Here is a 15,049-nt window from a genome sequence, read left to right as displayed (position 1 = left end):
GAAGAAAACAGCGGGAAAATCAGGGAGTGTGCATGATGTCACCGCAATCCGGGGCTCGCGGCTTCGGCCGCACGCTCGCCCGGATCTTCGCATGGCTGGTGTTGATTGTCGCGATCCTCGGCGCGGGGCTCGCAGTATTCATCCTCAATTTCGACTGGAATCATGCGAAGCCGTGGGTCAACGAGAAGGTCAGCGAGGCCATCGGGCGGCCGTTCGCGATCCAGGGCGATCTGAAGGTCGGCTGGCGCGCGCCGGTGGGCGAAACGGGCTGGCACGCCTGGGTGCCGTGGCCGCGCTTCTCGGCCACGCAAATCGCGGTCGCCAACCCCGGCTGGGCCCGCGCGCCGCACTTCGCGACGCTCGACGAAATCGATTTTGAGGTCATGGTCCTGCCGCTGCTCGTGCACGACATCGTGATCCCGGCCATCAATCTCGTGAATCCGTCCATCGACGCCGAGCGGCTCGCCGATGGCCGCAACAACTGGACGTTCAATCCGCCACCGTCGAGCGGCCCGTCGACCTGGAAGCTCAATCTGCACAACATCGCGTTCGCGAAGGGCACCGTTGCGCTCGACGATCAGCAGACGAAGACCGATGTGCAGGTCACCATCGATCTGCTCGGGCGCGGGATTCCGCTCGGCGAAGTCATGCAGCAGCAGGAAGCGGCGGCGCGCAGCGAATCGGCGAAGACGATCGGACAGGCGGGGGCGCGGCGGCTTGCGCAGCAGGCGCAAAAGCAGCAGGCGTCCGAAGCTGCGGCGGCGAGTGCGGCTGCGGCCAGTGCAGCCAGCGCTGCCAGTGTGGCCATTGTGGCCAGTACTGCCAGCGGCGCGAGCGTACCAGGCGCTTCGAATGCGGGCAACGCGGGCAAAGCAGGCAACGCGGCTGCGAGTGGCCCCGCTGCGTCCACCGCCGCTGCAGTTTCCGCGGTTTCAGCTGTCCCCGCCGTCCCCGCGAAAGTTGCGGCCGAACCGTTCTACGCCATCGGCTGGACACTCAAGGGCACGTACAAAAATACGCCGATTTCGGGCACCGGCAAGCTCGGCGGCGTGCTCGCGCTGCAGGATGCGAAGCGCCCGTTCCCGTTGCAGGCGGACGTGCGCGCGGGCGACATGCATATCGCGCTCGTCGGCGCGCTCACGGATCCCACGCATCTGGCCGCCGTCGATTTGCGCCTGTGGCTGCGCGGCGAAAGCATGGCGCATCTCTACAACCTCACCGGCGTGACGCTGCCCGAAACGCCGCCTTACGCCACCGAAGGCCGCTTCGTCGGGCAATTCCATCCTGGTGCGAGCGAGTTTCGCTACGAGAACTTCACAGGCCGGGTCGGCGGCAGCGACCTGAACGGCACGCTCACCTACGTGCAGCGCGAGCCGCGTCCGCTGCTGAAGGGCGAGCTGACGTCGAACCTGCTGCAGTTCTCCGATCTCGCACCGATCATCGGTGCGGACAGCAAAGCGAGCAAGGCGAAGCGCGGCGACGTGGTGAAGCAGCCCGCCGATCGCGTGCTGCCGGTCGAACCGTTCCGCACGGACCGCTGGCGCGCCATCGATGCCGACGTTGCGTTCACGGGCAAACGCATCGTCAAACAGGGCAGCCTGCCGATCTCGGAGCTCTACACGCACGTCGTGATGACCGATGGCGTGCTTTCGCTCGACCCGCTGCGCTTCGGCGTGGCGGGCGGCACGCTCGCGACGCGTCTCACGCTCGACGGCAGCGGTACGCCGCTCAAGGCGCGCGGCACGGCGCAGGCGCGGCATCTGAAGCTCAAGCAGCTATTCCCGAACTTCAAGACGATGCAGTCCGCGCTCGGCGAGGTGAACGGCGACGCATCGCTGTCGGCCACGGGCAACTCGCCCGCATCGCTCGCGGCGACTTCGAACGGCGAAGTGAACGGGCTCGTCACGCAGGGCACGATCAGCCGTCTGCTGATGGAAGCGGCGGGCCTGAATGTGGCGAATGTCGTCTACGAGAAGATGTTCGGCAACCGCGACGTGAAGATCAACTGTGCTGCCGCCGATTTCGTCGCGACCAACGGCGTGCTCAACCCGCGCGTATTCGCACTCGACACCGACGATGCCGTGATCGACATCGACGGCCCGATCGACCTGCGCGACGAATCGCTGGATCTGCGCATCCATCCGCATACGAAGGGTTTTCGCGTGTTCTCGCTGCGCTCGCCGCTGTACGTGAAGGGGACGTTCAAGAATCCTCACGTCGGGGTGGATGCCGCGGCGCTCGCGCTACGCGGCGGTGCGATGATCGGGCTTGGCATCCTCAATCCGCTCGCCGCGCTTATTCCGCTCATCGCGCCGAGCAACAATCAGCCGTTGCCGTGCGACGAACTTTTCGCGCAGCTGCGCAAGCGTCCGGTCGCGCCGCCGCCAGGGCAGAAGATGCGCGCGGATGCGGGCAACGCACTGCCGGCGGCGAGCCGCGCAGGTTCAGCCGGGACTGGTGGAAACGGCGGCAAGCGTGGTAACCGCGGCAATGGCGGCAACGCGCAGGGAAATGCCGCGCCGCAGACGGGCTGGTCGAGTCTCTACAAAGGAAGCTGACGCGCCCGTGGCGCGTCAGCGGATTTAGCGCAGCGAGCGCGGCGTGGCGTCGCCGGCCGCGTCCTGGCGGCGTGTCACGCGCCGCGAGACAACGGCCGGGCGTCCTGCGCCGAACTCGGGGAGGATCCGGCTGCGCGCGCGGCTCGCGAACACGAGAAAGCCGAAGCCGTCGGCCTCGTACCAGTAGCCGCCGTTCTCCAGCCCTTCGATGGGCTGTTCGAGTGCATGCGCAATGAACTCGATGCAGCGGCGCCGCAATTCGCTCGTACCGGGATAAGGCGGCTGTGCGCCGCGCACGCTGCAGAGCAGGACATCGAGCCCCGGCAGGACATGCGCATAGAGCACCGGCTCGTCTTGCGCGCGTGCGCGTGCGATTTTGGTGTCGAGTTGACCGAACGGTTTGAAGTGGCTGAGCACGGCGAGAAACGATTCGTCGCCGTCCGCCTTGATGCGTTTACGCCTTTTCGGGAAGGACATAAAAACTCGCCTGAAAAAGGATTGCAAATAGCGCAGCTGTCCCATGCGACCACTCCCGGATTTGCGCGCCGCACGTCGATCCTTTATAGCATAGGGTTCTGCAGGATTCACGAGGATTCGAACTCAGCCGAAACCCTCATTGGTTCCGCAAAAGCCATGCCGGACCGCTTGCCGCGCTCATGTAAGTATCCCGGCGCTCTTTGTTTCGCAGTTTTATTGCCATCTCCGTCTCAATAATAGACCTGCATGCGCGCGCAGTGTGTCGAAATCGCCTTTAAAAAGCGTGCGGTTCCAGACGCTCCCGAAGCTGTGCGGTGTCCGTTGTCATCCAATAATTTCACGCCGATAATGTCCCGGTTCTGGCGCCTGCGGCCATCCCGCGTCGCGGGGCCCGATGCGGGGTCCAATACGGTAAGTGCTGCGCGGTAAGTGCTGCGCGGTAAGTGCCGCGCGGCAATTGCTGCGGCGCGCTGCGCCGTCTGGATCCGGTCATTAGCCAGCCAGAAGCGCGCCACCCACGCCATGAAACTCTTCACGAAAGGGCTGCTGTTGATCGCGATTCCGAGCGTCATCGAACTGGCGCTGCTCGCGGTCGTGTTCAATACGCAGGAGGCCGCATCACTCGCGGCGCGCAGCGCGCAAAGCAGCAAGCAGATTCTCTGGCAGGCATCGAGTCTCGTCGATCCGCTCCTGCGCGAATCGGCGCGCGTGCGAACGGGCATCGTGCTCGGCGATCCGTCTTTCATCGACCGCCATGCGGTCTGGACCGAATTTGCCGACCGCATCGCGTTGCTCTCGCGGATGGTGGCCGACAACCCGGCGCAACTCACGCGCGTCGATCACATGCGTGCGGCTGCCTACGCGTGGCGCGCGCAGGCAGCCGACGTGGCCGATGCGCTGCGTGCGGGCCGCAGCATCGCGTGGGCGCGCTCGGCGGGCGCGGCGATGCCGCCCGAGATCGAGACCGTGCGCAACGAACTGATGGAATTCATCGACGAGGAGACGCGGCTCGATGCGTTGCGCAGCGCCTCGTCGAGCATGACGCGCGCGCGTCAGCAGGCCGCGCTGATTGTCGCGGTGGTGGGCTCGATGCTGATCTGGGCCGTGACGGCCATCGTGTTCGCACGCAACGTGGGCGTGCGGCTCGCTGCGCTTCGCGACAACGCGGAGCGGCTCGGCAACGGCGTGCGGCTCGCACCGGCGCTCTCGGGCAACGACGAAATCGCCGCGCTCGATGCCGTGCTGCATCATACGAGCGCGCGCCTGCGTCTGGCCGATCGCGAGCAGGCCGCGCTCAAACTGCAACTCGAGGCACGCGCCGCCGATCTCGCAGGCGCGAACGAACATCTGCGCCAGGAGACCCAGGACAACGAGATGTTCATCTACAGCGTGTCGCACGATCTGCGCTCGCCGCTCGTGAACCTTCAGGGGTTTTCGAAGGAGCTGCAGGTTTCGTGCGACGAGCTGCGCACGCAGATCGAATCGGCGGGGCTGCCGGAAAAGGAGCAGCGCCCGATGACCGAACTGCTCGACGGCGAGGTCAACGAATCGCTGCAATTCCTGCGCCAGGCGGTGGCGCGTGCGGCGGCGATCATCGACGCGCTGTTGCGCATCTCGCGCGCGGGCCGGCTCGAATACCGCTGGCAGCGCGTGAACATGGGCAGGCTCGTCGAGCGCGCCCGCGCAGCGGCCGGGGCGCTGCCCGACACCGCGCGCATCGACGCGCGGGAGCTGCCGCCCGCCTGGGGCGATCCGGGGGCGCTCGAACAGATCTTCAGCAATCTGATTGGCAACGCGGTGCGCCACCTCGATCCGGCGCGGCCTGGCCGCATCGAGATCGGCGCGCTCGATGCCGCAGTGCAAGCCGATAATGCGCCGCAGGGCGCGCGAGCGCACACACGAACCTACTATGTGCGCGACAATGGCGTGGGCATCCCGTCAGCCTACGTGCCGAAACTCTTTCACGCATTTCAGCGCCTGCACGGCGACGACTCCGGCGGGCAGGGCATCGGCCTCGCGCTCGCGCGCCGCATTGCCGAGCGCCATGGCGGACGGATCTGGGTGGAATCGACGGAAGGCACGGGCTCGACATTTTTCGTCGATTTGCCTGTTCAGCCGCTGCGCGCTGGGTGATAGCGAAGAAGCGGAGCGCACCCGATGTGCGCGATCGAATGCCGGTATCCGCTGGAGGCATGACATGACAGAGGGGGAACGGGTCAGCATCGTGTTGATCGAGGACGACGACGGCCATGCGACGCTCGTCGAGCGCAATCTGCGGCGCTCCGGCGTCGCCAACGGCTTCGTGCGCTTTTCGGACGGTCAGCAGGCGCTCGATTACTTCTTCGGGGCGCCCGGCAGCGAAGCGGGCCAGGCGCCCGGCGCGCCAGGCGTGCCGTCCCGCGACGATCTCGCGAACTTCGTCGTGTTGCTGGACCTGCGCATGCCGCGCGTCGACGGTTTCGAAGTGCTGCGCCGCCTGAAGGCCGATCCGGCCACGGCTTCCGTGCCGGTGATCGTGCTGACCACGACCGACGATCCGCGGGAAATCGAGCGTTGCTACGAACTGGGCTGTAACGTGTACATCACGAAACCGGTCGAATACGACGCCTTTATCGAAGCGGTGCGGCGGCTCGGGTTTTTCCTGCAGGTCGTGAAGCTGCCGGCCGCGCACCGGTCTGCGCGCCCGTGATGTGCGCGCGTGATGTGCATCCGTAAAGCGCGCTAATGAAGCGCATCGCACTCACGCTCCGATCATCCCGCAATGCACACCGTGGCCAGGAGGCACACTTCGCGCATGAATGACGACGGAACCCTGTTGGCAGGCGCGCATGTGCTGGTTGTCGACGACGACGACGGCATCTTGCGGCTTGCCCGCAAATCGCTCGCACGCGCCGGAGCGCGCGTCGACACCTGCACGAGCGTGGGCGAGGCGAGCGCGCTGCTCACCTCGCGCACGCCCGACGTGCTCGTGCTCGATTATCAGCTCGACGGCGCGGAGACCGGACTCGATTTTTTCCGCCGTCTGCGCGCGCAGAACGTGCGTGTGCCGGCGATCCTCGTGACCGGATTCACCGACGAGTCGCGCGTCATCGCAGCACTGCGCGCGGGCGTCTCGGACGTCGTGCCGAAATCCGGCGACTATCTCGACTATCTGCCCGAGGCGGTCGCCCGTGTGCTGGCGCAGGTCGCGCTGCAACGCGCCTCGGACGAATCGCTGCTGCTGCGCGACCGCGAGGAGCACTACCGCACGCTCTCGGAAGCGCTGCCGCACCTCGTGCTGACCTGCCGCGCCGACGGCACCTGCGACTTCCTCTCGAAACAGTGGCTCGAATACACCGGGTTCGATACGCGTCAGTCGCCCGGGCTCGAATGGCTCGACGCCGTCCATCCCGAGGACCGCGAAGAGATCCGCCTCACGTGGCAGAAGGCCGTGGGCAGCGGCGCGACCGACTACCGGCACGAGCTGCGCATTCGCCGTCACGACGGCGCGTATCGCTGGTTCGACGTGCGCATCGTGGCGATGCGCGATCCGCGCGGCGGCGTGAACAAATGGTTCGGCAGTTGCACCGATGTGCACGCGCAGCGCGAATCGGCGGAAGATCGCGAGCGTTTGCTCGCCTCCGAGCAGGCGGCGCGCCAGAACGCGGAGGAGGCGAACCGCGCGAAGGACCGCTTCCTCGCGATGCTCTCGCACGAGCTGCGCACGCCGCTTACGCCGGTGCTGGCCGGCACGCGGCTGCTCGAACAGATCGACGAGTTGCCGGAGACCGCGCGCGCCGGCGTGCTGATGATCCGCCGCAACATCGAACTCGAAGCGCGCCTGATCGACGATCTGCTCGACCTCACCCGCGTGGCGAATGGCAAGCTGAGTCTCGCGCTCGACACGGTCAACGTGCACGAAGTGATCGACGCCGTGCTGGAACTCTTTCACAGCGAAATCCAGGTGAAGCAGCAGGACGTGCACGTCGATCTGCGCGCGCAGCATCACTACGTGCGCGGCGACCGCGCCCGGCTGCAGCAGATGTTCTGGAATCTCGTGCGCAACGCCGCGAAGTTCACGCCGGACGGCGGCCACATCTACGTGCGCACGCGCGACGAGCGCACGCACGTCCAGATCGAAGTGGAGGACACGGGCATCGGCATTGCGGCCGAGCAGATCGGCAAGCTCTTTCATGCGTTCGAGCAGGGCAGCCACAATATGACGCGGCAGTTCGGCGGCCTCGGGCTCGGGCTGGCCGTGACGAAGGCGCTGACCGAGGCGCACGGCGGCACCGTGGCCGCGAGGAGTCCAGGCGCGCATTGCGGGGCGACGTTTACGATCGTGCTGCCGAGCGCGATGCCGGGGCCCGAAGTGGCGACCCCGGCGCGTCAGACGGGGCCGCAACAGGCGGGCGTGCTCAACGTGCTGCTGATCGAAGACCACGAGGACACGGCCGAAGTGATGTCGCAACTGATCCGCGGACTCGGGCACGCGGTGGCCGTGGCGGGGAGCGTGGCCGACGCGCTGGCGTTCGCGGGCCGCACGCGCTTCGATCTCGTGGTGAGCGACATCGGCCTGCCGGACGGCACGGGCGTCGACTTCATTCACGCGTACCGCAAGATTTCAGACGCACCCGCGATTGCGCTCACGGGCTTCGGCACCGACGACGATGTGCGGCGCTGTCTCGATGCGGGTTTTACGGCCCATCTCACGAAGCCGGTCAACTTCGACCAGCTCGAACGCCTGATCGAGCAGACGAATGCGACGCGCTCGATGGCGCCGCCCGAATCCTGAATGCGCCGGTGGTGCGTCGCTTGTGTGCCGCTTTCATGCCGCACCTTGTGGCGAGCGCAACAAAAAACCCGTGCGGCGCGACGCCTGCACGGGTTCTTTTTTGCGGCCGTCGCCGGACGGCTTCAGCGCGGATTGTCCTTGAGGGAATCGCGAATCTCGCGCAGCAGCAGCACGTCCTCGGGCGTGGGCGGCGGCTCGGCGGGCGCGGCTTCTTCCGGCCTGCGCAGCTTGTTGATGAACTTCACCATCAGAAAGATGATGAACGCGAGGATGATGAAGTTGATCAGCACGGTGATGAACGAGCCGAAACCGAAGACGGCCACGCCTGCCGTCTGCAGATCCTTGTACGAATCCGGATTGCCCTTGTAGCTCGCGGGAATGTCGCCGAGCCGGATGAACTTGTTCGAGAAGTCGAGGCCGCCGGTGACCACGCCGATGACCGGCATGATGAGATCCTTCACGACCGAATTGACGATATTCGAGAAGGCGCCGCCGATGATCACGCCGACGGCGAGATCCATGACATTGCCTTTGACGGCAAACTCCTTGAATTCTTTGATGATGCTCATGGGCAGGCTCTCCGGGGAAGGGACGGAACACGGCGATTCAATGCGCAATGATAGCGAACGCTTCCCTGATGCGATAGATATTTGACAATGCCTGACCTTTCGCTGCTTGTGCATCGGACTTATATGCGTTATGCGCGCTTTTTCGTCCGGAGCGCGCCTATGCGTCCCGATTGCACCCGTTCATCACAAGCGTCCTCGATTCGCCTCAATGTGCCCGCGCCAGATGGCCGCTGAGGGTCGCCGGGTCGGTGTTGGTCCCGCACAGCAGGATGCCGACGCGCTTGCCTCGCACGGCGTCGCGCAACGGGCCGAGCAGGCCTGCCGTGGCCGTCGCGCATGCGGGCTCGACCGCGAGCTTCAGCTCGTCGAACAGCACGCGCATCGAGGCGCGCAGATCGTCGTCGGAGACCGTGACGATGCGGTCGACGTGACGGCGGCACAGCTCGTAGCTGTACTGCTCGGTGTGCGGCGCCATCAGCGAGTCCGCGATCGAATGCATGTGGCTGATGTGCACCGTGTGGTTCGCGGCGAAGCTGCGGCTCATCGCGTCGGCGGTTTCGGGCTCGACGCCGTAGATGTGCACGCGCGGATTGGCGAGCCGCAGCGCGAGCGAGACGCCCGCGGCGAGACCGCCGCCGCCGATCGGCAAGATCACGGCGTCGAGATCGGGCGCCTGGGTCGCCCATTCGTAGCCGAGCGTCGCGGTGCCGAGCACCGTGCGGTAGCCGTTGAACGGATGCACGAAATAGCGGCCTTCCTCGGCTTCCACGCGCCGCACGATGTCGAAGGCTTCAGCGCTGCTGTTCGCCACCAGGATTTCGGCGCCGAAGCGCCGGCATTGCGCGATGCGCGCGGCGCTCGCGGTGCGAAAGAGCACGACTTTCGCGCTGATGCCGAGCCGCATCGCCGCATACGACACGGCAATCGCGTGATTGCCGCCCGAGACGCAGGTGACGCCCGCGCTGCGCTGGGTGGCGTCGAGCGCGAGCAGATGCGTGAATGCGCCGCGCACCTTGAAGCTGCCGCTTGCCTGCAGCAGCTCGAACTTGAAGTTGATCAGCGTGCCTTCGAGCAAAAAAAAGTCGTGGCGGTCGAACACCGGCGTGCGCAGCACCCACGGCGTAAGCGTGAAGTGCTGCGAGGCGATGTCGTCGAGTGAGGGGATTGCTTCGCCGTCGATCGTGCGATCGGTGGGTAACGGTATGCCTGTGGACATGGCGCGTGAGGAGTGGTGGGCGCCGCGTTACTGCGGCTGCGTTTCGCAGGACAGGCCGGGCAAGCGCTTGCGCAGGCAGCGTTCGCGTCGGGCGAGTGGGGCGGGCGAGATGGATGAAACAGCGGACAAAGCTGCGGAAGGAGGGGGGTGCTGCGGGGCTTGCGCCGAATCGGCGGCGACAGACATGACGTGACTCCAGCGGGCTGGTGATGTCAATCTTACCTAAAAAGGATCGTTCGGGCCAAAGTTGCGAACGCGCACGGCTCTGTGCTGTGGCAAACAACCGATCGATCCGCGCGAGCGCGTTTGCGCGGCGCACACAAAGTCACCCCCGAGCCACCCGCGAGCCACCCGTGCGCCGCCCGCGCACGCTGCACGGTCAGCGGCGCGCTGCGCCTGCGTCCTGGCGCGCCGCCCGGGCGGGCGCGCCGAGCGCGCGCAGCGTTTCCTTGACCGTTGCCACGCGCACCGCGAGATCCGGGCTGCGCGTTTCGATGCGCAGCTTGTCTTGCCCCGCAAGCTTGATGTGCTTGTGCTTCTGCACCATCTCGATGATCCGCATCGCGTCGATGGGCGGATTCGGCACGAACTGCAGGCCGATCACCGCCTCGCCCGCGTCGATCTTCGTGATGCCGAGCGGCTTCGCGGCGAGCCGCAGCCGGTGCGTTTCGATGAGCGCGTGCGCCTGCGGCGGCATTTTGCCGAAGCGGTCGATCAGTTCTTCCTGGATGCCGTCGATGGAGTCGTCGTGTTCGCAGTTCGCGAGCCGCTTGTAGAGCGACAGGCGCTCCTGCACGTCGCCGCAATAGTCGGCGGGCAGGATGGCGGGCGCGTGCAGGTTGATCTCGGTCGTCGCGGCGAGCGGCGCGGTCAGATCCGGTTCGCGGCCTTCCTTGAGCGCCTTCACCGCGTCGTTGAGCATGTCGGTGTAAAGCTGGAAGCCGATTTCCTGAATCTCGCCCGACTGTTTGTCGCCGAGCACTTCCCCCGTGCCGCGAATTTCGAGGTCGTGCATCGCGAGATAGAAACCCGAGCCGAGTTCCTCCATCTGCTGGATCGCTTCGAGACGTCGCTGCGCCTGCTTCGTGAGGCCCTGCGGATCGTGCACGAGCAGGTACGCATACGCCTGGTGATGCGAGCGGCCCACGCGTCCGCGCAGCTGGTGCAATTGCGCGAGGCCGAACTTGTCGGAGCGGTGGATCAGGATGGTGTTCGAGGTCGGCACGTCGATGCCGGTTTCGATGATCGTCGTGCACAGCAGCACGTTCGCGCGCTGGGCAACGAAGTCGCGCATGACCGCTTCGAGTTCGCGCTCGTGCATCTGGCCGTGCGCGACCGTGATGCGCGCCTCGGGCACGAGTGCTTCGAGCATCGCGCGGCGGTTCTCGATCGTCTCGACTTCGTTGTGCAGGAAGTACACCTGGCCGCCGCGCTTGAGTTCGCGCAGCATGGCTTCGCGAATCACGCTGTCTTCCTCGCGGCGCACGAAGGTCTTGATTGCGAGCCGCTTCTGCGGCGCCGTGGCGATCACCGAAAAATCGCGCAGCCCTTCGAGCGCCATGCCGAGCGTGCGCGGGATCGGCGTCGCGGTCAGCGTGAGCACGTCGACTTCCGCGCGCAGCGCCTTCAGCGCTTCCTTCTGGCGCACGCCGAAGCGGTGTTCCTCGTCGATGATCACGAGCCCGAGGCGCTTGAACTGCACGTCCGACGAAAGCAGCTTGTGCGTGCCGATCACGATGTCGACGCTGCCGTCGTTGATCTGCTGGATCGCCGTGTTCACTTCCTTGCCGGTCTTGAAGCGCGAAAGCTCGGCGATGCGTACGGGCCAGTCGGCGAAGCGGTCGGTGAAGGTTTGCGTGTGCTGCTCGGCGAGCAGCGTGGTCGGTGAGAGGATCGCCACCTGCTTGCCGCCCATCACGGCGATGAAGGCCGCGCGCAGCGCCACCTCGGTCTTGCCGAAGCCCACGTCGCCGCACACGAGGCGGTCCATGGGCTTGCCGCTCGTCATGTCGCCGATCACGGCCGCGATGGCCGCCGCCTGGTCGGGCGTTTCCTCGAAGCCGAAGCTCTCGGCGAACTTCACGTAGTCGCGCGGTTCGAGCTTGAACGCGTGGCCCTCGCGCGCGGCGCGCCGCGCGTAGAGGTTCAGCAGTTCGGCGGCGGTGTCGCGGATCTGCTGCGCAGCCTTGCGGCGTGCCTTTTCCCACTGGCCCGAGCCGAGTGCGTGCAGCGGCGCGGTGTCCGGATCGGCGCCGCTGTAGCGCGAAATCACGTGCAGTTGCGACACGGGCACGTAGAGCTTGCTGCCGCTCGCATATTCGAGGTGCAGGAATTCCGTATCGCCTTCGCCGAGATCCATCGTCACGAGACCGTGATAGCGGCCGATGCCGTGCTGCGCGTGCACGACCGGATCGCCCACCTTCAGCTCGGAGAGGTCGCGCACCATCGAATCGACGTTGCTCGCCTGTTCCTGGCGCCGACGTCCGGCGCGGCGCGCGAGCGGCCCGTACAACTCGGTTTCGGTGACGATGGCGAGCCCTTCGTTCGCCAGCGCGAAGCCGGTCGAAAGCGGCGCGACGCCAAGCACGAAGCGCTCCTCGGAGGTGAGCCAATCCTCGTAGCTGTCCGCCGAGGCGGGCCGAAGATGGTTCTCGGCGAGCAGTTGCGCAATCGTCTCGCGGCGGCCCGCGGATTCCACCGCGAACAGCACGCGGTTTTTCGTCGTGTCGAGATAGCCGCGCAGCGCCGCGAGCGGATCGTTTGTGTGGCGGTCGATCGCGAGGTTCGGCAGCGCGTTCGCCCAGCCGCCGGCACTGGCCGCCGGCAGCGCGAGGCGCGCGAACGGCTTGGCGAGCGTGAAGAAATCGTCCTCGGTGAGGAAGAGGCGCTGCGGCTCCAGAATCGGCCGTTCGCGGTCGTGCGACAGGAAGTTGTAGCGCTGCTTCGTGTCGGCGCAGAAGCGGCGGATCGAAGCGTCCAGATCGCCCGAAAACACGAGTTGCGCGTTGGCGGGCAAGTAGTGGAACAGCGTCGCGGTCTCTTCGAAGAAGAGCGGCAGGTAATACTCGATGCCCGCCGACGGCACGCCGTTGCCCATGTCCTTGTAGATCGTCGCGCGGCTCGGATCGCCTTCGAATACCTCGCGCCAGCGGCTGCGAAATGCGGTGCGCGAGGCCTCGTCGAACGGGAACTCGCGGCCCGGCAACATCCGCACGTCCTTGACCGGATAGAGGCTGCGCTGGTTGTCCGGATCGAATGCGCGGATCGAATCGACCTGGTCGTCGAACAGGTCGAGACGGTACGGCAGCGGCGAGCCCATCGGGAAGAGGTCGATCAGCGAGCCGCGCACGCAGTATTCGCCGGGGCGCACGACCTGGCTCACGTGCTCGTAGCCGGCCAGCGTCAATTGCGATTTGAGCCTGGCCTCGTCGAGCCGCTCGCCCTGCGCGAACGAGAACGTATAGCCCGCGAGGAACGACGCGGGCGGCATGCGGTAGAGCGCGGTCGTGGCCGGGACGAGCAGGATGTCGCAGCGGCCTTCGCCCAGATCGTGCAGCGTTGCAAGCCGTTCGGAGACGAGATCCTGGTGCGGCGAAAACGTGTCGTAAGGCAGCGTTTCCCAGTCGGGCAGGAGGCGTACGCGCGCCTCGGGCGCGAAGAACGGGATTTCCTGGGCGAGCCGCTGCGCGTCGACTGCGCTTGCGCAGATCACGGCGACGAGCGGGGCGCTCGCGCGCGACGCTTCGCGGTACCGGGCGATCAGGAGCGCATCGGACGAACCGTGCGTGCCGTCGAAGGCATAGCGCTGCCCCGGCTTGACGAGTGCGACGGGGGACGGAGACTGCGACGAAGCGGCGATATCGGACATAGGCAACAGGGTAACGTCTACGGCGGCCCGGACGTGAGTGCCGGTGACAGCCTCGGGGCGCGCAACCAGCGACTCCGCCCGGCGGGCGTGAACGTGCGCCAGGCGAGGCATCGAGGACCGCACGGCAGGCCCGGATGGGTGCCTGAACCGTCCTGCGCCATGCCGTTGCAAATGGCTAAGGGGCTGGAACGGCGCGAGGCCGCGCTACTGCGTGCTTGCGCGTGACTTCTCGGGCTTTTGCGGGCTTTTGCGGGCGTTGGCCGTGCGGGCAAAGGACCTATTATAAAATCCGTCCTTTAATTTGACCCACGCCGATTGCACCCACCGTGACCCCACGCCTGTTTGCCCTGATCCCATGCGCCGGTACCGGCAGCCGCTCCGGCTCGGCCATGCCGAAGCAGTATCGAATGGTTGCCGGCCGCGACCTCCTGCACTATACGCTTGCCGCGTTCGACGCCTGTGGCGAATTCGCGCAGACGCTCGTCGTCATCGCGCCCGACGACGGCTACTTCGACGCACGCCGCTTCGGCGGCCTGCGCTTCGCCGTGCGCCGCTGCGGCGGCGCCTCCCGCCAGGCATCGGTCTTCAACGGTCTTGCCGCGCTGACCGAGTTCGGCGCGCGCGACGACGACTGGGTGCTCGTGCACGATGCGGCGCGCCCCGGCATCACGCCCGCGCTGATCCGCTCGCTCGTCGATGCGTTGAAGGACGACGACGTGGGCGGCATCATGGCGCTGCCGGTCGCCGACACGCTCAAGCGCGTGACACCTGGCGGCCCCGCGCCGCGCATCGCCCGCACCGAAGCGCGCGACGGACTCTGGCAGGCGCAAACGCCGCAGATGTTCCGCATCGGCATGCTGCGCTCGGCCATCGAGCGCGCGCAGCAGGACGGCCACGACCTCACCGACGAGGCGAGCGCAATCGAATGGCTCGGCCATTCGCCGCGTCTCGTGCAGGGCAGCCTGCGCAACTTCAAGGTGACGTACCCCGAAGACTTCGCGCTAGCCGAAGCGATTCTCAGCCAGCCGCCGGCGGCCTGAGCGTTGCATCGCGCGCCCGACAACCCAACCCGGAAATTACCCATGGACATCAGAATCGGACAAGGCTACGACGTGCACGCGCTCGTGCCCGGACGCCCGCTCGTTATCGGCGGCGTGACGGTGCCGTACGAGCGCGGGCTGCTCGGCCACTCGGATGCCGACGTGCTCCTGCATGCGATCACCGACGCGCTGTTCGGCGCGGCCGCACTCGGCGACATCGGCCGCCACTTTCCCGACACCGACAAAAACTTTTACGGGGCCAATAGCCGCGTGTTGCTGCGCGAGTGCCTGCGCCGCGTCGAGGAAGCCGGTTTTGCGCTCGTCAATGTCGACAGCACGGTCATTGCGCAGGCGCCGAAGCTCGCGCCGCACATCGAAGCCATGCGCGCGAATATCGCGCAAGACCTGAAGCTGTCGCTCGATCGCGTGAACGTGAAGGCCAAGACCAACGAAAAACTCGGCTATCTGGGCCGGGGCGAGGGCATCGAAGCGCAAGCTGCCGTGCTGCTCACGCGCGCTTGAGGTAGATCAAGCGGTACGTAAAGCA

The 15,049-nt window shown here is 66.4% G+C and carries 11 protein-coding genes; 6 read left to right on the top strand and 5 right to left on the bottom strand.

What is annotated here, in order from left to right; all coding sequences use genetic code 11:
- The first annotated feature begins 32 nt into the window (after positions 1–32).
- Positions 33–2,558, top strand: coding sequence for an AsmA family protein (locus tag Q0L30_RS10490; protein ID WP_296654643.1), 2,526 nt, complete (start codon positions 33–35; stop codon positions 2,556–2,558).
- A 24-nt stretch (positions 2,559–2,582) separates the two neighbouring features.
- Here Q0L30_RS10490 and Q0L30_RS10485 read toward each other — a convergent pair whose 3' ends face one another.
- Positions 2,583–3,080: a hypothetical protein gene (locus Q0L30_RS10485; protein ID WP_296654642.1), complete on the bottom strand. Its 498-nt coding sequence runs from the start codon at positions 3,078–3,080 to the stop codon at positions 2,583–2,585.
- A gap of 185 nt (positions 3,081–3,265) precedes the next feature.
- Positions 3,266–3,571, bottom strand: a complete 306-nt coding sequence (locus Q0L30_RS10480; protein WP_296654640.1) for a hypothetical protein — start codon at positions 3,569–3,571, stop codon at positions 3,266–3,268.
- On the opposite strand from Q0L30_RS10480, the gene Q0L30_RS10475 reads away from it, so the two are divergent.
- The 3 genes from Q0L30_RS10475 (at position 3,558) to Q0L30_RS10465 (ending at position 7,809) form a co-directional block, all read left to right on the top strand.
- Positions 3,558–5,168 carry an ATP-binding protein gene (locus Q0L30_RS10475; protein ID WP_296654638.1) on the top strand — a complete coding sequence of 537 codons (1,611 nt, stop codon included), beginning with the start codon at positions 3,558–3,560 and terminating at the stop codon, positions 5,166–5,168. The genes Q0L30_RS10480 and Q0L30_RS10475 overlap by 14 nt on opposite strands.
- A gap of 64 nt (positions 5,169–5,232) precedes the next feature.
- On the top strand, positions 5,233–5,724 hold the full coding sequence (locus Q0L30_RS10470) for a response regulator (RefSeq protein WP_296654637.1): 492 nt from the start codon (positions 5,233–5,235) through the stop codon (positions 5,722–5,724).
- A gap of 105 nt (positions 5,725–5,829) precedes the next feature.
- Complete coding sequence (locus Q0L30_RS10465; protein WP_296654635.1) at positions 5,830–7,809, top strand: response regulator; 1,980 nt, start codon at positions 5,830–5,832, stop codon at positions 7,807–7,809.
- Positions 7,810–7,931: 122 nt separating this feature from the next.
- On the opposite strand, the gene mscL is transcribed toward Q0L30_RS10465, so the two are convergent.
- From mscL to mfd, 3 genes are all read right to left on the bottom strand, one after another.
- A complete protein-coding gene (mscL, locus tag Q0L30_RS10460; RefSeq protein WP_296654633.1) occupies positions 7,932–8,378 on the bottom strand; it encodes a large conductance mechanosensitive channel protein MscL in 447 nt (148 codons plus the stop codon).
- Between the two features lie 205 nt (positions 8,379–8,583).
- Positions 8,584–9,594: a threonine/serine dehydratase gene (locus Q0L30_RS10455; protein WP_296654631.1), complete on the bottom strand. Its 1,011-nt coding sequence runs from the start codon at positions 9,592–9,594 to the stop codon at positions 8,584–8,586.
- Between the two features lie 379 nt (positions 9,595–9,973).
- Positions 9,974–13,462: a transcription-repair coupling factor gene (gene mfd, locus Q0L30_RS10450; protein ID WP_296654629.1), complete on the bottom strand. Its 3,489-nt coding sequence runs from the start codon at positions 13,460–13,462 to the stop codon at positions 9,974–9,976.
- Between the two features lie 326 nt (positions 13,463–13,788).
- Between mfd and ispD the strand changes: the two genes are divergently transcribed.
- Positions 13,789–14,502, top strand: coding sequence for a 2-C-methyl-D-erythritol 4-phosphate cytidylyltransferase (gene ispD / locus Q0L30_RS10445; protein WP_296654627.1), 714 nt, complete (start codon positions 13,789–13,791; stop codon positions 14,500–14,502).
- A gap of 42 nt (positions 14,503–14,544) precedes the next feature.
- Positions 14,545–15,024 carry a 2-C-methyl-D-erythritol 2,4-cyclodiphosphate synthase gene (gene ispF, locus Q0L30_RS10440; RefSeq protein ID WP_296654626.1) on the top strand — a complete coding sequence of 160 codons (480 nt, stop codon included), beginning with the start codon at positions 14,545–14,547 and terminating at the stop codon, positions 15,022–15,024.
- Positions 15,025–15,049: the final 25 nt, after the last annotated feature.

Source organism: Paraburkholderia sp. (assembly GCF_024281035.1).
GTDB lineage: Bacteria > Pseudomonadota > Gammaproteobacteria > Burkholderiales > Burkholderiaceae > Paraburkholderia.
The sequence above is the reverse complement of the archived record's forward strand: the minus strand, read 5'-3'. Positions and strand labels throughout refer to the sequence as shown.